Source organism: Fervidobacterium pennivorans DSM 9078 (assembly GCF_000235405.2).
GTDB classification, from domain to species: domain Bacteria; phylum Thermotogota; class Thermotogae; order Thermotogales; family Fervidobacteriaceae; genus Fervidobacterium; species Fervidobacterium pennivorans.
In genome coordinates, this window is record NC_017095.1 from 1,970,505 (window position 1) to 1,997,160 (window position 26,656).

The window sequence follows — 26,656 nt, forward strand, 5'->3', positions numbered from 1 at the left end:
GAAAGCCTGACTTAAACTTTTTTGTTGCTAAGTTCGTTGTAAACTTCTTCTTTGCCGAACTTTATGCTTTTGTTTAGAGCGTATGTGTATCTATCGTTACCATGGTAGAGCAGCAACGATTTTGAAAGTCCATTGTCGTAGTATGTTTTATCGTAATGTATTCCAACAATTTCGCCGACGTATAATATATGGTCTCCGTATGTTTTTTGGTCTACTATTTTGCATTCATAACAAGCTATTGCGTTTTCTAAAACAGGCACAGGAAGAACTTTCCCATCAAAGTATTTTAGTTCGAATGTTTTAACTTTATCTAAGTCCTTTCCTGATGTTCTTCCGACAAAGCCGGCTATTTTGTAATCTTCGAACTTCAGAAAATTGACAGAAAATGCATCTGTTTGTTTTATAAGCTCGTTTGTGTATCTTTTTGGTGAGATTAAGATACCATATAGCGGCGGGTCAAAAGAAAGTTGTGTATGCCACGCTACGGACATGAAATTTACCTTTTCGTCAACCTTGACTCCTATTATAGCAACAGGAAATGGGTAATGATAATAATATTTACCACTTCTCAGTTCAAATGTTAATTGGTTCATCCTCTTCCCTCCCAATGTCGTTTTGGCTAAGTTTTCTTTTCATTTGCTTTGTTATCAATTTTAACACACAACGGTGTATTTTGTTGAATATGTGATATAATTTCCTCGAAAGAGCAAGGAGGTGTTCACATTGGAAGAGAGGGTTTTGAATTCCGAGGAATTTAAAAAACTGACACTCAGAGAAGCTATTGAATTTGCAAAAAGTGACGATTTAGGAATACTTGTGAAAAGAGCGTTAGAAGTCATTGAAAAAGAAGACAAGATTTTGAATGCGTTTATAAGTGTAAACAAGCAAGCTCCAAGAGGAGTCCCTATAGGGATAAAGGATAACATAAATGTTCAAGGAATTGAAACCACATGTGCATCGAAGATATTGAAAGGATACATTGCTACCTACGATGCTACGGTCGTGAAGAAACTCAAAGAAAATGGATTTTCTGTTGTTGGAAAGACAAATCTCGATGAGTTTGCAATGGGAGCGAGTACAGAGTACTCCGCCTTTGGACCAACAAGAAATCCGCATGACACGCAAAGAGTTGCGGGCGGAAGTAGTGGAGGCTCGGCTGCGGCTGTAGCATCTGGAGAAGTAGTTGCAGCGCTTGGAAGTGACACAGGAGGTTCGATTAGACAACCAGCCGCCTTTTGTGGTGTTGTAGGTTTTAAGCCATCTTACGGTTTGGTCTCACGATACGGACTTGTCGCTTTTGCTTCTTCACTGGACCAGATAGGACCTATCACAAAGACGGTTGAAGATAGCGCGATATTGATGAACATAATTGCGGGAAAAGATGAAAATGATTCTACAACAGTTGACAGAAAAATCGATTTTACGCAATTCATAGGGAAAGAATTGCCAAGAATGAAAATCGCCGTTGCTAAACAATCTTTCAATGATGGGGTCGAAGAGGGCGTAAAAGGAAAGATTGATGAATTCATTAAATTCCTGGAGAGCTTAGGACATTTTGTTGATATGGTTGATTTGGACGAAATCAAATATTCGGTCGCAACTTATTACATAATAGCCCCTGCGGAGGTAAGTTCAAACCTGTCGAGGTTCGACGGGGTGAAATACGGTTTAAGGGTTTCAGCAGAAGGGTTAAGAGAGATGTACGAAAAGACGCGAGGGATAGGGTTTGGTGACGAGGTGAAAAGAAGGATACTGATTGGAACGTTCACACTTAGTGCTGCTTACTACGATGCGTATTTCGAAAAGGCTCAAAAAGTTAGAAGAAAAATATCGACGAAGCTCAACAGTGTCTTTGAGCAGTACGACTTCATCGTTACACCCACATCTCCTATCGTTGCTTTTAAAATAGGTTCTGTTAGTGACCCGCTTGTTTATTATATGATGGACATATTCACAATCCCTGCAAATCTTGCTGGATTACCAGCAATTAGTATTCCTTTTGGTAAAGTGGAGCATCTACCTGTTGGTATCCAAATAATGGGTCCGAGATTTTCTGATGCCAAGGTCTTAGGTTTTGCCGATTACATTGAAAGGCATTTAAGAGAAAAGGGAGCTTAGATGCTTTAAGGAGGTTGAATGTTGGATGGAAAAGGCGAAGAGATATAAGCCTGTCATAGGACTTGAAATACACGTTCAATTGAGCACAAAAACGAAGGCATTTTGCAACTGTAGTGCGGACGTATTCGATTTGGAACCTAACACTTCGATATGTCCTGTATGCACGGGTCAGCCCGGCGCTTTGCCTGTACCGTCAATGGAGATGTTTGAGTTAGGAGTTAGGTTAGGATTGGCTTTGAATTGTAAGATAAACAGGTTCTCAAGATTTGATAGGAAGAACTACTTCTATCCGGACTTGCCAAAAGGGTATCAGATTACTCAGTTCTTTTATCCACTTGCTGAACACGGATTTTTGGAAGTTGAAGGTAAAAAGGTTCGAATAAGAAGAATACACTTAGAAGAGGATGCTGGAAAATTGATGCATGCTGGAGATAACATCACCGAAGCTGATTACTCACTCGTTGACATGAACAGATGTGGGGTGCCGTTGGCTGAAATTGTTACTGAACCTGATATAGAATCTCCAGAGCAAGCAAGGATATTTATGGAGAAACTAAGGAGCATTTTGAGATACATAGGCGTAAGTAGTGGAGATATGGAAAAGGGAGCTATGCGTTGCGATGCAAATATTTCAGTCGTAGACACTCTAACGGGAAAGCAGAGCAACAAAGTAGAGGTCAAAAACATGAACTCTTTTAGGTTCGTTGAAAAGGCTCTTGAATACGAGTATGAACGCATTGTAGAGCATTTGGAAAAAGGGCTAGACGTGGAAAGGGAAACAAGAGGCTGGAATTTAAGCACTAAAACTACGGTGAGTATGAGAAGTAAAGAAGAAGCACACGATTACAGATACTTTCCAGAACCGGATATACCACCTGTCGTGCTTGATGACGAGTTTATTGAGAAAATCAAAGCAACAATTGGGGAGTTGCCAGAACAAAGGCTCAAAAGATTTGTAGAAACTTACGGTTTGAACACAAAAGAAGTTTGGGCACTTGTTGAAGACAAAGAGATTGGTGACTTGTACGAAGAGGCTGTGAAAAAATCAGGAGAACCTAAAGAGGTTGCAAACTGGTTCTTAACAGAACTTTTTAGATTGTATGGCGAGTACGAAAAAGAGAAGCTATTTGTTAGTGCAGATACGTTTGTAGAGGTTATCAACTTAATAAAGGATGGAACCATTTCGCGGAATATGGCAAAGGACGTTTTCCAAGAATCGTTACTCACAGGTAAAATGCCAAAACAAATAGTTGAAGAGAAAGGTTTAAAACAGATAGACGACACTGCGTTGATAGAGCAGATTGCAAAGAAGGTTATCGAGAGCCATCCAAAAGAGGTTGAGACTTTCAAAGCTGGAAAAGAAGGCCTCTTTGGTTTCTTCGTTGGACAAGTTATGAAAGAGCTCAAAGGCAAGGCAAATCCAAAGACGGTGAACGAAATATTGAACAAATTGCTAAGAAACTAAAGTCTATTTTCTTGAAAGGTTTTGAGGGGGGGACAAGATGGATACATGCAAAAGCTTAAGGCTTGTGTTACTAACTCTGGTATTCTTTTTATTTTCATCAACAATAGGTTTTGGTGACGTAGCTGAGGATACTGTAAACGTCCTGAAGAGTGTGAATCTTGAAATACAGGGCATGTATAATGCTATTTCGCTCAATGTGTGGAATGCATCCTTAGTAAATGAAAATTCCAAGTGGGCGGTAGGATTAAGGTTGCACGATGAGAATGTCAGAAGTGAAGCTTATAAGCTGGGATTTATAAACTTGAAGCGTCCTGTTGACAAAAGTTACTTTAATTTACTAGCGTTTGTTGGGCAAGTGCAAGGAGTTGCTCTTACGATAGGATATGAGAGTTATTCTATACCTGTTACAGGTTTTGAAAAGACTTACTATATTTCCACAAACCAGGTCTTGCAAACCGAGTATTCCAAGACATGGCTGGCTTTACCAAGCTTGCCATTAGGTGATTTGGTTATAGGACCTTTCGCGTTGAACTACGAAGGTTTTTCGCTCTCAAAACTAGGGAACGAGCAGCCCAAGGTCGAGGTAAACATGAAGAGGGGATACGCCCTAATCGATACATTACCTCTCAGCTTTGTGCAGATAGGCAACATCTATTCACTTGGCATTTTTGTATTTGCGGACAAATCACTTGAGCAAGGAGCAATCGTGAATCTTGGATGGGACCTCGATGAAGGAAGATTAGTAGGGCTTCTTGGAGGGAGAATATTTATAGACTTCCAGGATTTCAGATTTTTCTTCTCAACCTTTGGAACTTACGTTCCATCTTCTCAGAACCTAAAATACGGTGTTTGGTTTAGGTTCCTTTCACCGTTCTCAGGGGATTTGATAATCCAAAACAACGTGGCTTATTTTAAGCTTAGATTTTCTGAATAATTCAATGGAGAGGTTGAGTAAATCAATGCTTTTCAAGAGTCTTCAGGAAGGATTAGGGGTATACATACATATTCCATTCTGCAAAAGTCGTTGTGTATACTGTGATTTTGTGAGTTTTGTAGATAGAAGTTACGATGAGTATACGGAATACTTGCTGAAAGAGGTAGAGATGTATAAAGAGTATCTCAGTGAAGGTGTTACAACATTGTACATAGGTGGCGGAACTCCAAGCATATTTCCTTTGCAGAACCTTGCCAGGATGGTTAAGTCCATTTCTATTTATGCAAAAAATAGTTTTCAAGAGTTTACGATAGAAGTTAACCCCGACTCTTTCGATTTAAACTTAGCTGTTGAATACAAAGCGCTTGGAGTAAATAGACTGAGCATGGGACTGCAAAGTACAGATGACAACGTGCTTAAGAGGTCTGGTAGATTATATGATTTTGAAACATTTTTGAGAAAGTACGACATTGCCCGAAGGTATTTTGATAACGTGAATGTAGATTTTATTGTAGGATTACCTGGAGAAACATGGAAAACTATTCAAGAGAACGTTAGGTTTGTGAGCGATTTTGTGCCTGACCATGTTTCCGTTTATATGTTGGAGATTCATTCAGAAAACGGTGCCGGTGTACTAAAAAAGCCAGACGAACAGACGTTTCAAAGGTATGATGAGTTTTTAAATGCACTAAGAGCACTTGGATATGAGAGGTATGAGATTTCTAATTTTACCATCAACGGTAAATATTGTTTACACAATTTAAAGTATTGGTTTAATACAGACTACATAGGTTTGGGTGTTGCCGCAGGTGGTCATATAGGTTTTCTGAGGTATAATAACTTCGAGAAATTGAGTGACTATTTTTTGGCAATCTCCGAAGGTAGATTACCCAGGTCTTACGAAGTGTTCAATACACCCGAAAGAGAAGCATTAGAAACACTCTTTATGTCGTTAAGAACAAAATGGGGTTCTGACCTTGAGTATGTCAAACGAAAAACAGGTGTAGATCCAAAGGATGTACTTGATATCCTTAAAAGAAGGTTTGAATTTTTTGATGGTGAAAAACTTACAGAGCAAGGTATGGACTTTAGTAACCTATTTTTCGTAACACTTCTTAGTGTTTGGGAGGAGTATTTCAAGTGAGAGCAGAACTCAAAGCTACTCTGGTCACTTATCTGGTGCTTTTTGTTATTGGAGCTTTGGCAATGTATAGCTTGGACCTTGCGAAAGAACAGGTTTTCAATACCTCGAGCAATTTTTTTGTAAAACATGTAGTCACAATGGCTGTTAGTCTGTTTCTCATGCTGATTGTAAAGAATATACCTTTCAGTTTTTATGAAAGGTACGATAAATGGCTCTATGCGATTGGTATTGTTTTGCTAGGGGTAGTATTTCTATTCCCTCCGATAAATGGTGCACACAGATGGATACACATCGGAGGGTTCACATTACAACCTTCCGAGTTTGCTAAAATCATACTAATACTTTATCTATCGATTTATGCGAAAAAACACAAAGCAAAGATGTCTGAAGTTTGGACAGGAATGTTATTACCGCTCTTATATGCATTGGTTTACGTCGGTTTGATTGTCCTCGAACCGAATTTAAGCACAGCCATGTTTACGTTTTTGATAGCCGCAGTTACTTTGTATTACGGTGGTACGAAGCTAAGGTATTTTCTTGTAGCTGTTGTAGTAATTGTTATTGCAGTTGTAATTGCTTCAACGACAGGTCTATTGCATTCTTACCAGCTTGGTAGGTTGCGATACTTCTTCAGTGGGGAATTAGCACCGCAGGTAGAGATAGCGCTGAAGACTTTGAAAAACTCAGGACCAACAGGTGTGGGAATAGGTAACAGTTGGTTGAAGGTTTATGTTCCTGAAGCGGAGAGTGATTTTGTCTTGGCAGTCATTGGAGAAGATTTTGGCTTTTTTGGTATAATCCTTGTTTGTGTGATGTACATGTTTTTGAGTTATTCACTCATGAGATTGGGAAGTTACATAGAAGACACAGCACTTCGTGTCTTTACTTGGTCGTATGCAACAGTTATACTTTTCCATGTGACAATAAATCTTGGAGTTTTCGCCGGGCTTTTCCCGGTGACTGGTATCCCGCTACCTTTTATAAGCACAGGCGGAAGCTCCATGATGGCACTTTTGATAGGCTTTGGGATAATACTCTCAGGATTATTTGGAAAAGAAGAGAACGAAAAACGGGAGAATATAAAAATTTCAAAAGAAGGAGAGAGCATGTAAAATATGTTGGAGAAAAAAATAGCAACAGATAGACCGTTAAAGATAGCTGTTGCCGGCGGGGTTACTGGCGGGCATTTTTACCCAAATCTAGCGGTGTTGGAGGAGTTCCAGAAAAGAAGAGAGATTGAAGTATTATATTTCTGTGTTGAAGGTAAAATAGAAGAACGGGTACTTCCAAAGTTTCATCCGGAGTTCAAAAGGTTCAGTGTAAGGGTAAAGGGCTTGCGTAGACCGATATTTCATCCAGAAAATGTGCTAAGGTTTTCGAAGTTGGTTTTAAATTCGATAATCATAAGAAGAGAACTTGAAAGATTTTCTCCTGATTTTGTCTACGTATCTGGTGGTTATGTAAGTTATCCAGTTGCTTTAGCAGGTAAAAAGCTCGGTGTTCCTGTATACGTCCAAGAACAAAATACTATACCAGGGAAGGCGAACGTAACTATTTCGAAATTTGCTAAAAAGGTCTTTGTCTCATTTGAAGAATGTGTGGAAAAATTTCCCCAAGAGGTGCGAGAAAAGATAATGGTTACTGGTAATCCTATCTGGGCAAGGGAAGGGAAGGTAGAGCTAGTTTACCCCACGGTGATAGTTATAGGTGGTAGTGGCGGTAGCGAGTTTCTAAACAAAATTACGTTAGATATTGCAAAGTTACTGCCAGGTGTGCATTTTATTCTGTCTACCGGTGGCAAGAAAGTAGAAGGAGATGTTCCTGGTAACGTTCAAGTCGTGGATTATATAGAAAACATGTACGCATACTGGCGGAGTGTTGACTTGGCGATAACACGGGCTGGTGCAACAACTATTTCTGAGCTGATTTACTTTAACGTTCCTGCTGTTGTTGTACCTTGGGAAGGTGCTACTGAATCTCACCAGGTTGTAAACGCAAAAATCATTGAAAGAAAGGGACTTGGAGTAATGATTAAGGAAAGTGAGTATGAACCCGACAAGTTGGCTGAAACGATAAAACAATTACTGGCAAAAGGTAGGAATTTTCAAGAGCGCGAAAATCCTGCGAAGAGAATAGTAGATGAGATAGAACGAGACATATTAGCCATTTAGTCCTGTGAAAAACGAACATAATCTACAGCATGGAGGCATGGAAGATGGGATTTGAAAACGGCAAGAGAGAAAAGAAAGAAAAGATACACTTCATAGGTGTTGGCGGCATTGGAATGAGTGCACAAGCGATGCACGAACATTTCACTGGGAAAGAAGTCTCGGGTAGTGACCCCTACAGTTCTGAGAGAACGCAGTATTTGAGAAGTCTTGGAATAAAAGTTTACGACAAACATGAAGAAACGAATGTAGAAGGCGTGGATGAAGTCGTTATGACTCCCGCTATTCCCAAGGACAATCCGGAATACGTTGCGGCAATTAAGAACAACATCAAGATAACAATGCGCATAGACCATTTTAGAAGGATTTTGGAACCGTTCAAAGGTTTCGCTGTAACTGGAACGGATGGCAAATCTACAACTACTTCGATGCTCGCAAACAGTTTGATAAACCTCGGTGCTGACCCGTATGTTTTCTTAGGTGCGTTGCACAACAAATTGGAGCACGGAAACTACAGAAAAGGATCGGAAGAAACAAAAGTTGTGGTTTACGAACTTGACGAAAGCCAACCAGGATTTGAGCAGTTTTGTCCTGATTATTTAATAATAACCAACATACGTGAGGACCACTTAGAGAATTATCGTGACTTGGAACATTATTACAGCTGTTTCGAAACGCTTATCAAAAATTCGAAGTTCGTGGTCACATTTGCGGACGAAGGTAAGTACAAAGGACATGCAACATTTGGGTTATATTCTGGTGATTTCAAAATGGTTGAACGTAAACAAGAAGGCTTCAGGCAAATTGTTACAATAATTACCCCATGGGGGGAGAAAAAACTGTTTTTACCCGTGCCTGGATATCACAACGCTTTAAATGCACTTGCTGTTGTCACTTTACTCTCAAGTGTGGGGTACAATATAGATGATGTGCTGAACTCTTTCCATGATTTTACACTGCCTGGCAGAAGGTTCAACGTAAGTTACGACAACCCGAGCAGAAAGCTTACGATCGTGGATGATTATGCGCACACAGCGGAAGAAGTTGAAGTACTCTTAAAAACAGCCAAAGAGGTTTATCCAGACAGAAAGGTCGTTGTCATATTCCAACCACACCGTTATACAAGACTGAAGAGGGAAGCTGAGCGGTTCAGTAAGGTTTTACAGTTAGCTGATGAAATATATGTCACGGAAGTTTACGGTGCATTTGAAAGCAAGAACGGGGCGAGTGCAAGAAAAATTGTAGAGAGTATCCCCAAGGCAATTTTTGTAGAACAATTAGATGAATTGAAAAACCTGAAATTCGAAGATGGAGCAGTCTATATGTTTGTAGGAGCAGGGGATATATATAATGTATCGCAAGAGATAATAAAAGTTTTAAGTGTTCAGTGATACCAAGAATGTCCACATTAAAAGATATGGCAGTCCCTAAGAATGGGGAGGGTGGTCGGTGGTATTAAAGGAGATTTTCATAAAAGGTTTCAAGTCGTTCGCTGACCCAGTTCGATTGGAGGTATCAGATAGAGTAACAGTTGTTGTAGGTCCCAACGGCTCTGGAAAATCAAACGTGGTCGATGCGATACGTTGGGTGCTCGGTGAACAATCTATGAAAGAAATCCGTGCGCAAGAGCGCGAAGATGTGGTATTTTGGGGAAATGAGAAAAGACCACCCGCACAATATGCTTACGTGGAACTTGTTTTTGAAGATAACGGGAATAAAGTTTCTATTGCTAGGGAATTATCACGTGACGGGACAAGTAGGTATCTGCTCAACGGAGATGAAGTAAGGCTTAAAGATTTGAGAGAGCTACTGATGACACACGGGTTTGGAAAAAACCCGTATTCTATTATTGGTCAAGGTCAAATCGATAAGATAGTATCCGCCACACCCGAAAGTTTGCGTGCAATAATAGAAGAGATTGCTGGAATTGGTATCTATCGAGAAAAGAAGAAAGAAGCATTAGCAAAACTCGATGCAACGCAAATCAACCTCAGTAGGATAACAGATGTGCTTTTTGAGGTTGACAAAAATAGAAAATCACTCTACTTGAAAGCAAAAAGAGCAGAAAGATATCTTGAGTATTCTCAGGAATTAGAAAATGTGAAGAAAGAATATTATGGAGGAGTCTATCGTTTAGAAACCCAAAGACTTGCCGACATGGAAAGTTATTTCAATGAGTTGAACATCTCTTTGAAAGAGAAACTAAAGCAGCTTGCGCAACTTGAAATGAATTGGTCTACTCTCCGTGAGGAATTCAACCAGATAGACGTGGAAATGGAAAGTTACACAAAGACTTTGGAAGAGTTCAAGATACGAGAAGACCAGCTCAGGGAGATTAGAGAGAAATTTACAAAGAAACTCAATGAGCTTGAAAGTAAGTATATTGAAATAACAACACGTCTTGACATGTTGACGGATGAGGCAAATTCACTGAAAAATAGATACGAGGAAATAAAACTCATCGTCTCAAAAATAACGGAAGAGATTAATGAGAAAGAATCCGAGCTCTCAAAACTTGAAAAAGAAAAGAGCGAAATATACACGCAGTATTCTGAGCAAGAGAAGGAGATACTGAAAAAGAAACAAGAATACGAGGAGATAGAAAAAAGCCTTGCAAAAATCCACAATGAGATAGTTCGTTTGACGGAAACAAACCAAGATATCAAGCACCGACTTGAAATGATTCAGAGTCAAAGAACGTCCAAGGAAACAAGGAAGCAAGAGCTGGAGGAAGAAATAAACGACCTTGAGAAACATTTGCTTGAAATCGTAGAGAAAGAGAACGAACTTGTGAAGGAATTAGAGGTTGTCAAAAGTTCACTGGAAGAGTACAATCAAAGTAAAGAATTGAAAACTCATCAGCTGGATACGATTGTGCGAAGGCAGAAAGAAATACTAGCAGAAATCGATGTTTTGAATAAGCAAATCTCAGAGTATCAAGGATTTGGTTATTCAATAAGGAAGATATTCGAAAACAAAGACATATTTAAAGGACTCATAGACGTTGTTGCCAATCTTATTGACTTTGATAAATCGCTCTCTACAGCTTACGAAACACTTTTGGGCGGAGCGGTGCAACATGTTGTTGTAAAAACCGCAGAAGATGCAAAACAAATAATCGACTTCTTAAAAGCGGGTGAGTATGGTCGTGCCACTTTCATACCCTTGGATTTGATAGACGCTTCATTTTCGCCTATCAGCGGTATTGAACACGAGCCGGGATTCATTGGATATGCCGCGAATCTTGTAAATGTATCAGCAGAATACAGGAATTTACCACTTTATTTATTTGGTAACGACATAATTGTCAAAGATATCGACTGTGCAATAGAGATAAAAAGAAAGTATGAAATCAGGTCAAGGATTGTTACACTCGATGGTGAACTCATCTCAGGTCGAGGGGCTATCAGTGGTGGAAAAGCGAAGGAAGATTATTCGAACTCGTTGATAGCAAGAAAGGTTAGACTAAAGACACTACAAGAAGAACTTGAAAAGTTAGTTAATGAGAAGAGCAAAGTCGAAAAGGAGATTGAAGAAATCAGTAAAGAGATAAAGCAACTTCAAGAAAATATGGCAATAATAAGAGAAGAGCTTGCAAGTGTGTCAAGTAAGTCTCTCTCATCCAAACGTGTGCTCGAAGAACTCCAGAAAGCACTAAGGGATGTTACAAACGAACTTTCTGACTTAATCAAACTCGAGGCAGAATACAACGGAAAGTACGAAGGTAATATTGCTCGAATAGAATATTTGGAAGAAGAAAGCAAAGTGCTGGAAGAAAAACGAAAGGTTTTACAAGCAGATGTCAGCGAATTTTCAAAAGAACTAGAAGAGCATAGGAAAAAATTGGAGATTCTAAATGAAAATATCGCAACATTACGTGCGGAGTTGAAAAACCTTGCTGAAAGAAAACTACAATACACAGCCGAGAATGATAGAATAAACAACAGGTTGGAAGAAATTGCTAAAGAGGTGGCCGATGCTAAGTACAATATATCGCAACTTGAGCAGGAAATAAATGACACGAAGAACTTCCTAATAGAAAACGAAAGGGAACTGGAAAGTTTAAAAGCAACGGCACAGGATATCTTCACAAATATTAGAGAAAGAAAGAGCGGAAAAGAGGAAAAACTACAACAACTCCAGACATTGGAAGAGGAGATAAGCCGAATAAAAAGTGAGATAGAATCAACAAGGGAAAGAATCCATGAAATGGATTTAAGAATACAAGAAATTAGATTCAGGATTTCAAATGTTCCCGAGGAATACAGAAATCCCGTAGAGATAGAATCTGAGAGATTGGATGAACTCGCTCAGCTAATGAAGGATTTGGAGAATAAAATAAAGATGCTCGGTGCCGTTGATTTGAGTGCTATTGATGAATACAAGGCTGTTGAAAATGAATATAACGAGCTTGTGAAACAGAAATTGGACCTGGAAGAAGCAAAAAGGAAGTTGGAAGAACTCATTGAACAGACCGATATCCAAGCAAGAGAGCAATTTTTAAACACATACAACAGAATTAACGCAGCCTTCAAAGGATACATAGAAAACCTGTTCTATGGTGGAACGGGTAGTATGAGATTAATTGACGACGGGAATATATTTGAATCAGGCATAGAAATCGTGGTTTCAAAAGCTGGTAAAAAGGTCCAGAAACTCCAATTGCTCTCTGGTGGGGAGAAAGCGCTTGTTGGAATTGCACTTATAATGGCGATGCTTGAATCTAACAAAGGGGTTTTTTACGTTCTTGATGAGGTTGATGCCCCACTTGATGATTACAACTCAGAAAAGTTCAGAAGACTTTTGGAACAACAACAGTCGCAGTTCATAGTAATAACGCACAACAAGCTGATTATGGAAGCTGGGGATATTGTGCACGGGGTAACTATGGTTGATGGCATTTCAAAAATCATTCAAGTGAAGATGGAGGAGGTAACAGCATGAGGTATCTATACTTTTTGCAACAGTTTTTTGAAAGACTTCCAGCACCTGCGTTTATTAAAGACAATAAAGGACGTTACCTGTGGATAAATAAAGAACTTGAAAACGTTCTGGGGTTGCCGGAAGAAAAGATTATAGGAAAGCTCGAGAGCGAAATTTTTGGTATTGAAGAAATTGAGGAAATCGATAGGAAGGTCAAAAGAACTAGAAGAAACCACTCACATGAGATAGTTTACAACGGAAGACATTACAACATCCAGAGAATGCCTATCAGACTTGGTGATGGGAACTACGGTGTTGCCGGTGTGATGTTCGATATCACACAAAAGGTTCTTGAACAGAGCTTGTATAAACTACTGTCTTTTGTTGAAGAAAAAATTATGGAAGCTTTGGGTGAAGCTGATGGAGATATAGTTACGTTTGTAACGTCTTTTTCCAGAAAATTCCATGCACAGTATCCTCACGTTGCAGTTGTTCTTCTAATGAACAACGAATATTTAATAGGGACAAAAGATGAAAAGATTATAGAGAAGGCAAAAGAGATTAACGAAGTTAAAACATTCGTCCACGATAAGAAGACTTATCAAGTTGTTCCTATCGACCGTTTCAAATTTGTTGTTCATGTGCCTGAGCACTATACAAGCATGGCAAAAGCGCTGGCAGGATTCTTAGGTTCTTACGTGCTTGCTGCGTTAAAAGTTTTGGAAAATCAAAAGGTCTACAAAGATGTTATAGAAAAACTCAATTCAGTTACCAAGATTATCGAGCTTTGGAACAAAACCCAAACACTCGAAGAATATCTAACACTCATGCTCGATGAACTTGTAAAAGTTATCCCAGAAACGCAAAAGGCTTCTGTGTGGCTTTTAGAAAATGACGAATACAAGTGTGTCGCAGTTTACAACTACGATGATGAAGTTAAGAATCTTGTTATAAAGGCTTCCGAAGACAGTTATGGACCGCACATTGGCGAAAACAAAGTTGTGGAGTTGTTGGATGCATATAAGTTAAACAGGGAAAGTAAATACAAGGACCTCTGGGAAAAAACAGGGGTTACCTCTCCGAACTTTATTCCCTTGATTGGTAGTGTTAAGGTTGGTGATAAAAAGGTAATAATTATATCGCTTGATAATTTTGAAGGTAGTCGTTTTTCGGAGGCCAGTAAAAAAGTTTTGCAGATTTTTGTTGAATTGCTCTCAACATTCTTGTCTTCAAAGGAAAAATAAGTGGGAGTAAAAGGAGAGCAGAGAATTTGTCATTCCGCCTTGAAAAGTTACTGTCACTAAGGCAAAAGGAAGAAGAAGCTTTAAAAAATGAGCTTAGCAGAATCAGGGCAGAAATAAGAAAGTTAGAAGAAGAGATAGAACAGGTCAGCAACTCGAAAAAAATCACAGAAGAGCAACTGCGCAGTGGTGTTCAAACCGGTGCGCAGGTTGCTTTTTTAATCTACCTTGTTCAAATGTACGATGAACATTTGAAAAAGCTTAAGCTGAAACTGAGTAACATTCGTAAGATAGAGGAAGAAACCTTAAGAGCTTATCTTGAAAAACGAACCGAGCGCAGAAGTTTCGAAAAGCTCAAGGAAAGATATGTCAGAGCGCAGTTGCTGGAAGCTGACAGAAAAGAAAGAAAAATAATAGATGAAGTGGCTCTACAAAAGTACATAAAAAGTTTAGAAGGGCGTTGAAAAAGCGTGCTGAGTAGGAGGCGTTTAACGTTCAAATATGCTTGAACTCACGAAGATAATATCTGCTTTTATTGTATTTCCAGGATTTTTCGTTACATTTTTTGCGATTTTAGCATTTTATTTTTTTCTTAAGAAGAAAAAGCCATTAAAACCTCTGAGAGGTGCTTGGTTACCTATTCTATTCCTTTCACTATCTGTGTTCTTTTACATGGCTTCCTCAACCTGGTTCGTGAATTTGTTTTCTAAGGTTCTATACATTCCAGATACAAAAGACAAAGGGGATTACATCGTTGTTCTTGGTGGAGGAATTGATGAATACTCTGGAAGTGTTGAGGTAGGGAAACACACACTTAGGAGGTTGTATAAGGGGTATTTACTTTACAAGTCAAAACCAAGAAAGATTGTTGTTACGGGTGGAGTGGTTTCAAAAGGTATTCCGGAAGCTTTTGTTATGAAAGATGTGTTAATCTCATTTGGTGTACCTGAGGAAGATGTTATTGTTGAAGATAAAGCAAGGAACACCTTCCAAAACGCACAGTATACTCATAGTATAATTGGAGACAGACCTATTACTCTTGTGACGAGTGTAACACATATGAAGAGAAGTTTGCTGTCGTTCAGGAAATTTTTCAAGGAAGTTTACCATATCCAAAGCGACGTGCCTCTTGATTTTCGAAATGCCTTTCTTGATTACATACCCACATACAGAGCCTTTTATACTTTTTGCAATATAGTGTATGAGTTGGTTGGGATTCTTCAGTATGCGATTTTTAAGAGCTAATTTAATTTCTTTTTATTAGAGAGGTGAGAGACAAATGTTTCCACTTTACGATACAATACCAAGTTTGAGAAAACCTGTTGTGAATTATATGATTGTGATAACCAATATCCTTGTTTTTCTCTATGAATTAACATTATTTTGGGATCCAGAACTTCTCCAGGAATTTTTCTACACGTTCGGATTTGTTCCAGAGCGTATGTTCTATGCATTCCCTGTCTTACAGATTTTCACACATATGTTTGTCCATGGTGGGTGGTCGCATATAATCGGTAATATGTGGTTTTTGAAGATATTTGGCGACAACGTCGAAGATGCCATGGGGCATTTTAAATTCTTTCTGTTTTACATAACGGGTGGAATTTTTGCTTTGTTTTTCCATGTAATATTTAACCCGTTCTCCCCTTATCCATTGGTGGGTGCTTCTGGTGCAATATCCGCAGTTATGGGTGCTTATTTCATTTTGTTCTACTATTCACGCATAGTTTCTCTTGTCTTTTTCATCCTTCCATTTATCGTGGAAATTCCCGCGGTGATTTACTTATTTGTCTGGTTCTTACTGCAAGTATTGAACGGTATGTTAGCTGATGTCACAGGAACAGGTGTTGCCTACTGGGCACACGCTGGAGGTTTTATCTACGGCGTTCTTGTTGGAATGAGAATCAGGAAGAAAAGGTACTGGTATTGATTGCCATCGGTAAACTTTGAAAGGGGAGAGGGATTTATGATTTCTGGTAATTGGATGACCAAAAGAAAAAAGAAGATAATTATTATAAGCACAGGTGGAACAATAGCAATGGTGAAAAAAGGTAGGACTGTTGTTCCGTATGACAAGGGGAATGCACTTGTTACAGACATACCCGAACTTTACGATATCACCGATGTGGAGCTTTACGAATTCTCTAATATTCCAAGTCCTTACATGACTCCAAAGTTGATGTTTGAACTTGCAAGAAAGATAGATGAATTTTTAGAAGAAAAAGGATACGACGGAGCTGTCGTGACGCACGGAACTGACACATTGGAAGAGACAGCTTACTTTCTTGACCTCGTGTTGAAGACGGAAAAGCCCGTTGTCTTGACAGCGTCAATGAGGAACATCAGTGAGCTTAGCACGGACGGTCCACGAAATGTACTTTCATCTGTACTTGTTGCTTCTTGTGATGATAGCTACGGAATGGGGGTTGTTGTGTGTTTGAATGACGAAATACATGCGGCGAGGGAAGTGACAAAGACATATACGAGTAATGTGGCAACGTTTGATTCTCCAGGTTACGGTCCACTTGGCTTGGTGGATGAGAACAATGTGATATACTTTAGAAAATCACTGACAAGAGAGAAGATACCGACCGATAGAGTAGAGGAAAGGGTAGCTGTTGTTAAGACTTTTACAGGTGATGATGGCACAATTTTGCGTACTGTATATGAAATGGGTTACAAAGGGATTGTATTGGAGGGTTTTGGACGCGGTAACGTTCCACCAGAACTTGCTGATGTGGTTGAAGAGATTGTAAAAAAGGGAATTCCTGTGGTAATTACATCGCGATGTTTCAAAGGAAGGGTGTATCCAATATACGGATACACAGGTGGTGGCGCTGATTTGAGAAGACGAGGTGCTATACTCAGTGAACACCCACTTGCTCAGAAGGCAAGAATTAAACTGATGGTTGTCCTTGGAATTACGAACGATATAGAGGAAATAAGGAAATACTTTGAAAAGCACATAGGAGGGGTGGTAAGTGAAGTTGAGCATTAGACAACAAGCACTTCTCATAGTGCTTTTGTATGCTGCGATATTTTTCATAGCATTTGCAATTTCAAAAACATTGTTATACGTCTTCGTTTTTTCGCTGATATCCATATTAGTGGTAAATTTCATCTACAAAAATTTGCTGAAGATAAAAATCCCGCATCCTATCTCTGTGACTTTATCACTGATTATATATTTTGGAGTGTTAGTCTACGCATTTGTCAACATCATACCCTTAGTTGTTAACCAAATAGGCTCTTTCTATGAGTTCATGAAGAAGATTCTAGATTCAAAATATTGGGAAAATTACTTGGTTGACAATCCAGAACTGTCCAAAGTTATAGGTAACTTAGCTGACTGGGCAAGCCCAAGGATTTCAGAGCTGTTCAACAATTTCCTTTTGGATTTTGCTAAGAAACTTCCCGGTATTGGCGTTATTATTTTTTATAGCATACTCTTCACAGTCTACGTAACGATATACACTAAATGGACAACAAAATCACTACCAGGACTTTTCCCCAAGCGAGTTAGACCTCTGATAGAGGATTTCCTTACAAAATTGGGAAATTCTTTGCAAAGTTATGTTGATGTGATTCTTCTTGGAGCACTTATCGTAGGCGTGAGTTTCTATTTCCTTTTCACGATTTTCCTTCCAGAGTATACAATCCTACTTTCCTTTTGGGGATTCATAACTAATTTTATACCAATAGTCGGGGTTGTTATTGAGTGGATACCTATTCTGATAGTTACACTGGGATTGGGTTTCAAGAACTTTTTGATAGTGAATTCAATCGTTGCTATAGTTCATTTAGGTGCGTTTTTGTTCTTCATCTTTATCATGAAACACAAAGCTGATATCAACCCGGTTTTGATGTTGATATTCATCTTCTTAGTAGGGTTGGTCTACGGATTAGTTGGAACATTCTTCGCTGTGCCTGTTGCCATATTTTTTGTGACATTGTGGAACGAATTTATCAAAAGCGAGTTGGATGAAACAAGAATTTGATATCTTTTGATATCTTTGTTATTCAAATATGTGTTTTTCTTCAGGGAATAGTTTAGATTTAACCTCTTCCCTATATTTTTTAATAGCATCTAACATTATCTCGTAAGTGTTTGCGTATCTTTTTACGAATTTCAAATTCATTTGAGATAGACCTACGATGTCATGGAATACAAGAACTTGTCCGTCGCAAAATCTTCCAGCTCCAATTCCTATGGTTGGTATATTTATGCTTTCCGTTATCTTTTTTGCCACGCTCTCAACAACGAGCTCAAGAACGATTGCAAAACATCCAGCTTCTTCCAAAGCTTTTGCATCTCTCAAGAGCTTTTCTTTGCTTTCGTTTGTCTTACCTTGTACTCTGTGACCACCGAGTAGATTAACCGACTGGGGAGTAAAACCAAGATGTCCCATGACTGGTATTCCAGCACGGATAATTTGTCTTATTGTGTCTGCGTATTCTTCTCCACCCTCGAGTTTTATTGCGTTTGCACCGGCTTTAAGCATGAGTCCTGCATTTTCAACAGCTTTTTCGATGCTAACCTCATAGGATAAAAATGGCATATCCCCAACGATAAATGCTTCAGGAGCACCTCTTCGAACAGCCTTGATGTGCATTAGCATTTCTTCCATACTCACAGGTATTGTGGAATCGTAACCAAGCACAACGTTTCCCAGGGAATCACCAACTAAGATGATATCAACACCAGCTTCTGATGCTATCTTTGCAGTTGGGTAGTCGTAAGCTGTTACCATAACAATAGGTTCTTTGCCCTTCATATCTATAATCTTCCTCGTGTTAACTGCTCCCATTTTCCATCACCCCTTGCATTTTGGAAAAACAACTTCAGATAACAAAATTATACCACCTTTGTGGTATAATGACTACACATGGAAGATGTGTAGGAAAATTGAGAATAGACTAAAGGGGGTTAAAAAGATGAGATGGGTTTTGACAAATATCTATTCTTCATTTGAATCAGAAGATTTCAAGTCTGATTTAGTAAAGTTTGAAAAGGAGCTTTCAGAATTTCTAACGTGGATGGATGAGGAACTTCAATCAACAGAAAGAGTTGAGGAAAAGTTAGAGTACGTTATCAACAAACTTAACGAACTTTCCTTGCTTGGAGGGAAGTTGTACAGTTTCGCCAGCTTGACACTAAGTGCGGATGCGAACAACGAAACAGCAGCAAAGTATCTTGACATTATAAGAAGTAAATTTGTAGACCTTTCAATCGCAAGGACAAAGTTTAGGAAGTTTTTGAAGCAGGTAGAAATTGAAAACCTCGAAAATACCTCTTCAGAGGTTATTAAATCGCACATGTTTGTGATTAAAGAACAAAAAATGTTGTCAAAATACATGCTTTCTGAAAATGAAGAGAGAATCATCAATATGATGAGACTAACAGGTGGAAACGCATGGAATAACTTATATGAAAAAACAACATCAAATCTAACCTGCGAAATGGAAATAGACGGCGAAAAGAAAAAATTGCCTTTAATGAAAGTTAGAAATTTGGCGTACGATAAATCTCCAGATGTTAGAAAGAAGGCGTATGAATCAGAACTCAGGGCATGCGAAAGTGTTGCTGATGTTGTGGCACAGTGTCTAAACAGTATAAAGGGTGAGTTTTTGACTGAGGTGAAACTCAGGGGATATTCATCACCTCTGGAACCTATGCTTTTTGAGAATAGAATAACTGAGCAGACATTCAGCGCTATGATGGATGCTGTTAGAGAAAGTATGCCAAAACTGAGAGAATACCTAAAAAAGAAGGCAAAAATGCTTGGATACGATAAAGGTTTACCTTGGTATGACTTATTCGCACCACTTGGTGGATACGAACGAAAATGGAGTTATGAAGAAGCTAGAAGATTCATAGTGGATAATCTCTCAACATTTTCAAAAGAGCTTGGAGACTTCATAGATGATGCTTTTGAAAAAAGCTGGATTGATGCAGAGACAAGACCAGGAAAACGTGGAGGAGCGTTTTGTGCATCAATAAAAGCACTTAAAGAATCAAGGATACTCATGAGTTTTGACGGAACTTTGGATAATGTTCTTACACTTGCCCACGAGCTTGGGCATGCTTTCCATAACTATTGTCTGAAAGATGAAACACCTTTGAACAGTACTACCCCCGCTACTTTGGCTGAGACGGCATCGATTTTCAATGAGACGTTGCTTCTGAACATGATAAAGAAAGATGCGAAAAGTAGTGAAGAAAAGCTTGCACTTTTGGATAAAGAACTATCCGATGCAGTCCAGATAATAATAGACATATACAGCCGGTTCTTGTTCGAAAAGACAGTCTTTGAAAAACGCATATCAGGTCCTCTTAGTGTAAAAGAGCTTAAAGAGATTATGATAACTGCTCAAAAACAATCCTACGGTGATGGACTAAACGAAGAGATTCTTCATCCGTTCATGTGGCTTGTAAAACCGCACTATTATTCTCCAACATTCCACTTCTACAATTTTCCATACACGTTTGGTATGCTCTTTGCATTGGGTGTTTATGCCAAACGCGATGAACCAGGTTTCTTTGAAACTTACAAAAAGCTCCTTGCTTCCACAGGTAAGGGCACGGCAGAAGAAGTTGCAGCCAGCGTAGGGATAGATATAACCAGAAAAGAATTTTGGCAGTCTTCTCTGAAAGTGATAGAAGAGGCTATAGAAGAGTTCTTAAAGATTTAGTTTGGGACTATTTTAAGTGGTGGGGTGGTTTATTTGAACAACACAAGTGTTTACGGCTCAGTTGAACAAAGCCTGTTCGGACATACGCAAGAGGGTATACCTGTTCACGAATACACACTAATTAATAAACACGGTTTAATGATGAAAGTCCTTTCGTTGGGTGGCATTGTTCGTGAGTTATGGGTACCGGATAAAAACGGAAGGTTTGTTGACGTTGTACTTGGGTTCAACAGTGTTGAGGAATACGAACGCAATCCGGGATACCTCGGGGCTATTATTGGTCGGTTTGCAAACCGAATTGATAATGGAAGATTCCAAATTGATGGGGTTACCTATCAACTGGCATTAAACGACGGTGGTGGGAAAAGACCCAACGCGTTGCATGGAGGTGTGAAGGGTTTTGACAAGAGGGTTTGGAAAACCTTTGCTGAAGTAACTCCGGAAGGTCCGAAGGTTATCTTGAAACTCCGCGGTCACGATGGAGAAGAAGGTTATCCTGGAAATCTGGACGTAACAGTTATTTACACTTTAACTAACGAGAACGAATGGAAAATAGAGTATTTTGCAACGGCTGACAAACCTACGATCGTAAATTTAACGCAGCATACATACTTCAACCTAAATGGTGGTGGTAAAATCTACAATCATTGCGTTCTAATAAGAGCAGAAAAATATACCCCAGTTAATGAGAATTTAATTCCAACAGGAGAAATTGCACCAGTTGAAGGCACATCCTACGATTTGCGAAAGCAAATAAGTATAAAAGAAGCTATCGCTCGGCTAAGGAATGAATATCCAAACCTGAAAGGATTTGACATTAACTATGTGCTTTCGGAAAACCACGAAAACATTGAAAGATTTGCAGGAAGCGTATACAGTGAAGTGACCGGAGTAAGAATGGAGGTCTACACAACTCAGCCTGGGTTGCAGTTTTACACGGGAAATTACTTACAGGGGTTCCAAGGAAAATATTGTCAAATCTACGATGAGCATACGGGTTTCTGTCTTGAGACTCAGCATTTTCCGAATTCACCAAACCATGAAAACTTTCCAAAAACAGTGTTAAGACCAGGGGATATATACCACTACGTAACACGTTTCAAGTTCTTGATAGGCTAACCCTAAGGAAAATTGTAAACAAAAGCCCCCGATTAATTATTCCGGGGGCTTTTGCAATTTTCTAGTTAGTGACTTACGCATTCCCTGCTATATCAAGGTTACTGATTAAAACTGAAGGTGTTATTATTCCCATAAACGCGCGTATATCATTTCCAATATCTTCAATATTACCAAGCATTTCTAAAAAGTTTCCAGAGATTGTTATCTGCTCAACTCCATGCGTGATTCGACCACCTTCAACTCTGAACGCCTTAGCACCCAGTGAGAAGTTACCGGATATTGGATTAGCTCCCGAGTGCATGCCTTCAACCTCAATGATTACAAGTCCATCGTCCAAGGATTTGAGTAATTCGTCAAACGACTTGTTACCGGGCTCAACATAGAGGTTGATTGGTTGAATACCTGTTCCCATAGCATTTCCGGTTGGTTCAACACCTTCTTTTTTCGCGGTCTTTAGATTATGCAGGAACGTTTTGAAGACACCATTTTCGATGATTGTTTTCTCTTTCGTCGGAACGCCTTGTGTATCAAAAGGCGCACAGCTTATGCTCAATGGATGATACGGCAAATCCTTGACTGTCAGAATGTCACTACCTATCTTTTCTCCAATCTTCCCTTTCAAAGGTGATAAGTTCTTCTGTGCGTTCTCAGCACTAATCATAGAAATGAGCATTCCTAAGATATCTGAAAAAACATCGTTTCTAAGAATTACTCGATACTTTCCACTTTTAACAGATTTCGACCCAACGAGTGCAAGAGCTTCGTCACGGGCTTTTGAACCAACGAGGATAGGATCGATTGCTTCCGGTTTTCTTCCAATAGCAAATTCTACCGCTGACCTCGGTGATACATCTTTTGCAACTGCCATCGCGTACATGAAGCCTCCACCGTTTGTGTAGGACAAATCAAGTCCAAGTGTGTTGGCTAATCTCATTTCGTTCATCTGTTGCCCATAGACCGCCATATCGTTTATTATATCCGAGCTTTTCCTAATTTCTTCATGAGCTTTCTCAACGTAAGATAACCTTTCTTTCACAGAGAGTTTTTCAAAACTACCATCGTACGGTTCAATCTTTGGATATTCACCTTTACCATCGTAAAAATACTCTACATCTTCACTATCGATTATTGCGATATTGCTCAGTGCATCTTCAAAAACCTTTTCGGGGTCGTCCAGAGTTTCTGTATAAGACATTCCCAGCTTTCCATCTTTCAAAAGTTGTAGAGTGATTTTGAATTTACCGGCGTCTGTGTATTGGTCCATCGTGCCATTTTGATACCTAACCTGGAAGTTTTTGTTTTGAGAGTAACTTAACTGTGCTTCCACACCATGTGCTTTTGCAAGTGCAAATATTTTATCTTTGAATTGTTCAAATGTCATGCATTTCGCCCCCCAACGATGATTTCCCTAACCTTTATCGTCGGTTGCCCAACGTCTGCTGGTATTGAACCACTGTAAGAACCGCACATACCTTGACCTCTTGCAACATCGTTTCCAACCATCTCTATTTTCTGGATGATTTCGTATCCTTTTCCTATCAATGTGGCACCCTTTACTGGTTTTGTTATCTTTCCGTTCTCTATTAAGTATCCTTCGTTTACAGCGAAATTGAATTCTCCCGTTGCCGGATTCACAGAACCTCCGCCCATCGTCTTTGCGTACAGACCATATTCTACCGAGGCGATGATTTCTTCTGGATGATAATCACCCGGAAGGATGAATGTGTTACTCATTCTCGATGTTGGTGCGAATGTGTAGTCTTGACGTCTTCCACTTCCCGTTGAAGGCATTCCCATCCTTCTTGAACCGAGTTTATCTATCATGTAACCTTTGAGAATCCCATTTTCGATTAGCACAATTCTTTGTGTAGGTGTTCCTTCATCGTCGATGTTTGCGCTTCCCCATGCGTTCGGAATTGTTGCATCGTCAACAGCGCTGACGCATTCCGCTGCCACTTGCTGACCAAGTTTCCCAGCGAAAACAGACATTCCACGCGCAACAGAAGATGCTTCTAACGCATGACCGACAGCTTCGTGGAAAATAACCCCGCCAAATTCGTTCGAGATTACGACGGTCATCTTTCCGGCAGGTGCTGGTTGAGCGTCAACCATTCTTACTGCGATTCTTGCTGCCCTCACACCAGCTTGTTCAACATCGATTCTTTCCAAGAATTCTGGTCCCATGGCAGCACCTGGTCCATAAAATCCGGATTCCATCTGCCCATCTTTTACAGCAACTGCGTTAATCATCAGCCTTGTGCGTACTCTGTTGTCTGTCACAAATACGCCTTCTGTGTTGGTAATTAGCACATTTTGATCGTAATCCCAGTATCTTACAACAACCTGGGCTATCGTTGGTGAATATTTCTTAGCTGCCTCGTAGGCTCTTTTCATATAACCAACTTTCGTCTCTTTTCTAACTTGTTCTGGTTTCCACAAAACAAAATGCTTGTTTTCTAACTCTTTCTTTCTCAAATCGATGGAGAAATCCTTGAATTTAACCTCACCAAGAGCTTCCCCTACTCTCTTGGCAACAGCGAGGATGTTATCTTTCGATAGGTCGTTTGTGTATGCGTATATTGCCTTATCCCCGAGAAATCCCCTTATACCAATTCCGAACATTCTACCCGTTTGTGCCAGCTCTACTTTGCCATTTTTTAATTCGATGTTCGTAGAATACCTATCTTCTACAAAGACTTCTGCAAAATCCCCCCCGTATCTGAGAACCGTTGCCAAAATCTCTTCAACAAATGGTTTGTCAAATCTGTCCAACACAATCTCACCCCTCTTCTCACAGTTACCAACAGCATCACTACCTCGTAACTACATAGTTCGCTTTTCGAACTAATTGTTTAGATTATTATACCATATCTAAGGAAAGTTTGTCAAAATCTGTCATAAACTGTTATCTTCTTTCAAAATAGCTATCCAATTGGTCAAACGTGATTTTCATCATTATTGGTCTTCCGTGAGGGCAAGTGAGGAGATTTCTACGTTTTATCTCATCCAGCAACATTTTTGCTTCATCTACGCTGAGTTTATCACCGGTTTTTACAGCTGTTTTGCATGCTTTTGATGCAAGAACGTGTAAGATGCTCCTTGGTTTGTTGAAAGGAATGCGGTATTCTTCGAGCATCTCAATTAACGTTTCCTGAGCCTGCGTTATTTTTAAAAGCGAAGGGATTGATTTCAGCACAACCTTTACGCTGTTCTCAGATTTCTCCGTTTCTAAACTGAACCCGAGTTCTTTTAATTCATTTTCTAAACTTTCCAAAACACTTGCCAAGCTCTTTCCAATAGAGAACTCCACAGGTATCAAAAGATTTACTACTTGGAATTGGCGTTCCTTTAGTTGTTCGTAGATAATTCTTTCGTGGGCGGCGTGGAAGTCGACAATGACGATTCCGTCACTATCTTCGAAAAGGATGTATCTATTTTTTATTATTGTAAACTCGCCTACTTTTTCTAAATTTGTGGGGCTCACAACGTGCGGAAAGAGAACAGATGGTTGTTTTGAAGTTGTGAAATCAAAAGGTTTTTCATAATTTTGGACATTTCGATATTTTTCTTCGTATCCGGTAACACCTTCGAATGAATAGCCTGGTTCTCTAACTCTGTGAGTTTCTGACCGCTCAACAATTCTTTCAACATCCCTAAAAACGGTTTCGTTGTTGATATGGAATATTTTGGATTCATCTTGGTTATCACTTGTTGGAGCAAACGGTTTTGGTACATGATTCTCAATTTTTTCAACGAGCATTTGAAATCCTTCGAATTTTCTCAGTGTATCTCTTACACATCTGGCTATAGCATCGTAGACCATGCGAGGTTCGGAGAATTTAACCTGCAACTTTTGTGGGTGGATATTCACATCTACTTCTCTTGGGGAAACTTCGATGAAAATTACAGCGAATGGATGAGTGCCTTCGATAAGAGCTTCCCCATACCCACGTTCAAGAGCGATATGGAGAAGGTTATCTAAAACGAAACGCCCATTTACAAAAAATAATTGACCAGAACGATTTTTTCTAAAAAACTGAGGTGAAGAGATTATGCCAGAGACTCTGATTATTCCATCTTTGCAATCCTCGATTATCTCAAAAGATTTCACTTCGGGGAAAATCAATTTGAATCTTTCTAATAAGTTTGATGAAGGTGCGTTGTAGATAATTTCGTTGTCGACTTTGAATAGGAATTTTATTTCAGGTTTTGTGAGCAAAAACCTTTCAATTACTTCAGTCACCATTCTTCTTTCGATTTTTTCCGATGAAAGGAACTTCCTTCTGGCAGGAATGTTGAAGAATAAATCGAACACTTCAACGGTGGTCCCTCTTTCTCTGAGGGTTTCACTGACCCTTACAACCTTTCCTCCAACCATCTCAAGCTTGTTGGATTCATTACCGTTGGATGTAGTTATCACCAAGCGCGATACTTCTCCAATAGAAGCAAGTGCTTCTCCTCTGAAACCATAGCTTGTGATATTGTAAATATCTTCTATAGAGGAGATTTTACTTGTTGTATACCTTTGAACAGCAAGCAGAAGGTCTTCTTTTGACATACCGGACCCGTTGTCGGAGACCTTAATATAGCTTTTCCCACCATCTTTTATCTGCACTTCAATATTGCTAGCACCCGCATCTATGGAGTTTTCCACAAGTTCCTTAACAACTGATGCAGGGTTTACAACCACTTCACCAGCAGCGATTTTTGAGACAACTTCTTCTGGTAATTTGATTATCCTTCGCCCATCGTTCATACTTGGGTACCCCTTTCTTGGCATTATCTCAAATCAATTATATCATCTCCACTGCAAATGAAAAAAGCCTGCCGAATCTGATTCCGGCAGGCAGA

The 26,656-nt window shown here is 39.4% G+C and carries 21 protein-coding genes; 16 read left to right on the top strand and 5 right to left on the bottom strand.

Features of this window, described 5'->3' with window-relative positions; translation table 11 throughout:
* Positions 1 to 11: 11 nt before the first annotated feature.
* A complete protein-coding gene (locus FERPE_RS09280) occupies positions 12 to 593 on the bottom strand; it encodes a flavin reductase family protein (RefSeq protein WP_014452366.1) in 582 nt (193 codons plus the stop codon).
* Between the two features lie 130 nt (positions 594 to 723).
* Here FERPE_RS09280 and gatA point away from each other — a divergent pair, with 130 nt between their 5' ends.
* From gatA to FERPE_RS09350, 14 genes are all read left to right on the top strand, one after another.
* A complete protein-coding gene (gatA, locus tag FERPE_RS09285) occupies positions 724 to 2,118 on the top strand; it encodes an Asp-tRNA(Asn)/Glu-tRNA(Gln) amidotransferase subunit GatA (protein ID WP_014452367.1) in 1,395 nt (464 codons plus the stop codon).
* Positions 2,119 to 2,143: 25 nt separating this feature from the next.
* Entirely contained in the window at positions 2,144 to 3,583 is a 1,440-nt protein-coding gene (gatB, locus tag FERPE_RS09290) for an Asp-tRNA(Asn)/Glu-tRNA(Gln) amidotransferase subunit GatB (RefSeq protein ID WP_014452368.1), read from the top strand.
* Positions 3,584 to 3,620: 37 nt separating this feature from the next.
* A complete protein-coding gene (locus FERPE_RS09295) occupies positions 3,621 to 4,517 on the top strand; it encodes a hypothetical protein (protein WP_014452369.1) in 897 nt (298 codons plus the stop codon).
* A gap of 25 nt (positions 4,518 to 4,542) precedes the next feature.
* Positions 4,543 to 5,661, top strand: coding sequence for a radical SAM family heme chaperone HemW (gene hemW / locus FERPE_RS09300; RefSeq protein WP_014452370.1), 1,119 nt, complete (start codon positions 4,543 to 4,545; stop codon positions 5,659 to 5,661).
* Positions 5,658 to 6,773: an FtsW/RodA/SpoVE family cell cycle protein gene (locus FERPE_RS09305; protein WP_014452371.1), complete on the top strand. Its 1,116-nt coding sequence runs from the start codon at positions 5,658 to 5,660 to the stop codon at positions 6,771 to 6,773. The genes hemW and FERPE_RS09305 overlap by 4 nt, the downstream gene beginning before the upstream one ends.
* 3 nt (positions 6,774 to 6,776) lie before the next feature.
* Positions 6,777 to 7,832, top strand: coding sequence for a UDP-N-acetylglucosamine--N-acetylmuramyl-(pentapeptide) pyrophosphoryl-undecaprenol N-acetylglucosamine transferase (locus FERPE_RS09310; RefSeq protein ID WP_014452372.1), 1,056 nt, complete (start codon positions 6,777 to 6,779; stop codon positions 7,830 to 7,832).
* Between the two features lie 44 nt (positions 7,833 to 7,876).
* Positions 7,877 to 9,220 carry a UDP-N-acetylmuramate--L-alanine ligase gene (gene murC / locus FERPE_RS09315; RefSeq protein WP_014452373.1) on the top strand — a complete coding sequence of 448 codons (1,344 nt, stop codon included), beginning with the start codon at positions 7,877 to 7,879 and terminating at the stop codon, positions 9,218 to 9,220.
* Between the two features lie 58 nt (positions 9,221 to 9,278).
* Complete coding sequence (smc, locus tag FERPE_RS09320; RefSeq protein WP_014452374.1) at positions 9,279 to 12,773, top strand: chromosome segregation protein SMC; 3,495 nt, start codon at positions 9,279 to 9,281, stop codon at positions 12,771 to 12,773.
* Positions 12,770 to 13,996 (top strand): PAS domain-containing protein, encoded by a 1,227-nt coding sequence (locus FERPE_RS09325; RefSeq protein ID WP_014452375.1) that lies wholly within the window; start codon positions 12,770 to 12,772, stop codon positions 13,994 to 13,996. Before smc ends, FERPE_RS09325 begins: the two co-directional genes overlap by 4 nt.
* A gap of 26 nt (positions 13,997 to 14,022) precedes the next feature.
* A complete protein-coding gene (fliJ, locus tag FERPE_RS09330) occupies positions 14,023 to 14,457 on the top strand; it encodes a flagellar export protein FliJ (RefSeq protein ID WP_014452376.1) in 435 nt (144 codons plus the stop codon).
* Between the two features lie 208 nt (positions 14,458 to 14,665).
* Positions 14,666 to 15,238, top strand: coding sequence for a YdcF family protein (locus FERPE_RS09335; RefSeq protein ID WP_245530411.1), 573 nt, complete (start codon positions 14,666 to 14,668; stop codon positions 15,236 to 15,238).
* Between the two features lie 34 nt (positions 15,239 to 15,272).
* Positions 15,273 to 15,923, top strand: coding sequence for a rhomboid family intramembrane serine protease (locus FERPE_RS09340; RefSeq protein ID WP_014452378.1), 651 nt, complete (start codon positions 15,273 to 15,275; stop codon positions 15,921 to 15,923).
* 36 nt (positions 15,924 to 15,959) lie between these two features.
* On the top strand, positions 15,960 to 16,991 hold the full coding sequence (locus FERPE_RS09345; RefSeq protein WP_014452379.1) for an asparaginase: 1,032 nt from the start codon (positions 15,960 to 15,962) through the stop codon (positions 16,989 to 16,991).
* Positions 16,975 to 17,991, top strand: coding sequence for an AI-2E family transporter (locus FERPE_RS09350; protein WP_014452380.1), 1,017 nt, complete (start codon positions 16,975 to 16,977; stop codon positions 17,989 to 17,991). Before FERPE_RS09345 ends, FERPE_RS09350 begins: the two co-directional genes overlap by 17 nt.
* An 18-nt stretch (positions 17,992 to 18,009) precedes the next feature.
* Here FERPE_RS09350 and panB read toward each other — a convergent pair whose 3' ends face one another.
* Positions 18,010 to 18,801: a 3-methyl-2-oxobutanoate hydroxymethyltransferase gene (gene panB, locus FERPE_RS09355; protein WP_014452381.1), complete on the bottom strand. Its 792-nt coding sequence runs from the start codon at positions 18,799 to 18,801 to the stop codon at positions 18,010 to 18,012.
* Between the two features lie 127 nt (positions 18,802 to 18,928).
* Here panB and FERPE_RS09360 point away from each other — a divergent pair, with 127 nt between their 5' ends.
* Both FERPE_RS09360 and FERPE_RS09365 read left to right on the top strand, forming a co-directional pair.
* Positions 18,929 to 20,686: a M3 family oligoendopeptidase gene (locus tag FERPE_RS09360; protein ID WP_014452382.1), complete on the top strand. Its 1,758-nt coding sequence runs from the start codon at positions 18,929 to 18,931 to the stop codon at positions 20,684 to 20,686.
* A 33-nt stretch (positions 20,687 to 20,719) separates the two neighbouring features.
* The gene (locus tag FERPE_RS09365) at positions 20,720 to 21,805 is read left to right on the top strand and encodes an aldose epimerase family protein (RefSeq protein WP_014452383.1); all 1,086 of its coding nucleotides are present in this window, start codon (positions 20,720 to 20,722) and stop codon (positions 21,803 to 21,805) included.
* Between the two features lie 73 nt (positions 21,806 to 21,878).
* Here FERPE_RS09365 and FERPE_RS09370 read toward each other — a convergent pair whose 3' ends face one another.
* From FERPE_RS09370 to mutL, 3 genes are all read right to left on the bottom strand, one after another.
* Positions 21,879 to 23,186, bottom strand: coding sequence for a TldD/PmbA family protein (locus tag FERPE_RS09370; protein WP_014452384.1), 1,308 nt, complete (start codon positions 23,184 to 23,186; stop codon positions 21,879 to 21,881).
* Positions 23,183 to 24,580 (bottom strand): TldD/PmbA family protein, encoded by a 1,398-nt coding sequence (locus FERPE_RS09375; protein ID WP_014452385.1) that lies wholly within the window; start codon positions 24,578 to 24,580, stop codon positions 23,183 to 23,185. The genes FERPE_RS09370 and FERPE_RS09375 overlap by 4 nt, the downstream gene beginning before the upstream one ends.
* A 130-nt stretch (positions 24,581 to 24,710) precedes the next feature.
* A complete protein-coding gene (mutL, locus tag FERPE_RS09380) occupies positions 24,711 to 26,561 on the bottom strand; it encodes a DNA mismatch repair endonuclease MutL (RefSeq protein ID WP_014452386.1) in 1,851 nt (616 codons plus the stop codon).
* Between the last annotated feature and the right edge of the window lie 95 nt (positions 26,562 to 26,656).

Excerpts from the sequence above, each read along its gene's own strand:
- FERPE_RS09280 (WP_014452366.1), bottom strand. The coding sequence starts at position 593 with ATGAACCAATTAACATTTGAACTGAGAAGTGGTAAATATTATTATCAT.
- gatB (WP_014452368.1), top strand. The coding sequence starts at position 2,144 with ATGGAAAAGGCGAAGAGATATAAGCCTGTCATAGGACTTGAAATACAC.
- FERPE_RS09295 (WP_014452369.1), top strand. The coding sequence starts at position 3,621 with ATGGATACATGCAAAAGCTTAAGGCTTGTGTTACTAACTCTGGTATTC.
- hemW (WP_014452370.1), top strand. The coding sequence starts at position 4,543 with ATGCTTTTCAAGAGTCTTCAGGAAGGATTAGGGGTATACATACATATT.
- FERPE_RS09310 (WP_014452372.1), top strand. The coding sequence starts at position 6,777 with ATGTTGGAGAAAAAAATAGCAACAGATAGACCGTTAAAGATAGCTGTT.
- murC (WP_014452373.1), top strand. The coding sequence starts at position 7,877 with ATGGGATTTGAAAACGGCAAGAGAGAAAAGAAAGAAAAGATACACTTC.
- FERPE_RS09325 (WP_014452375.1), top strand. The coding sequence starts at position 12,770 with ATGAGGTATCTATACTTTTTGCAACAGTTTTTTGAAAGACTTCCAGCA.
- FERPE_RS09335 (WP_245530411.1), top strand. The coding sequence starts at position 14,666 with ATGGCTTCCTCAACCTGGTTCGTGAATTTGTTTTCTAAGGTTCTATAC.
- FERPE_RS09340 (WP_014452378.1), top strand. The coding sequence starts at position 15,273 with ATGTTTCCACTTTACGATACAATACCAAGTTTGAGAAAACCTGTTGTG.
- FERPE_RS09345 (WP_014452379.1), top strand. The coding sequence starts at position 15,960 with ATGATTTCTGGTAATTGGATGACCAAAAGAAAAAAGAAGATAATTATT.
- panB (WP_014452381.1), bottom strand. The coding sequence starts at position 18,801 with ATGGGAGCAGTTAACACGAGGAAGATTATAGATATGAAGGGCAAAGAA.
- FERPE_RS09360 (WP_014452382.1), top strand. The coding sequence starts at position 18,929 with ATGAGATGGGTTTTGACAAATATCTATTCTTCATTTGAATCAGAAGAT.
- FERPE_RS09370 (WP_014452384.1), bottom strand. The coding sequence starts at position 23,186 with ATGACATTTGAACAATTCAAAGATAAAATATTTGCACTTGCAAAAGCA.
- mutL (WP_014452386.1), bottom strand. The coding sequence starts at position 26,561 with ATGAACGATGGGCGAAGGATAATCAAATTACCAGAAGAAGTTGTCTCA.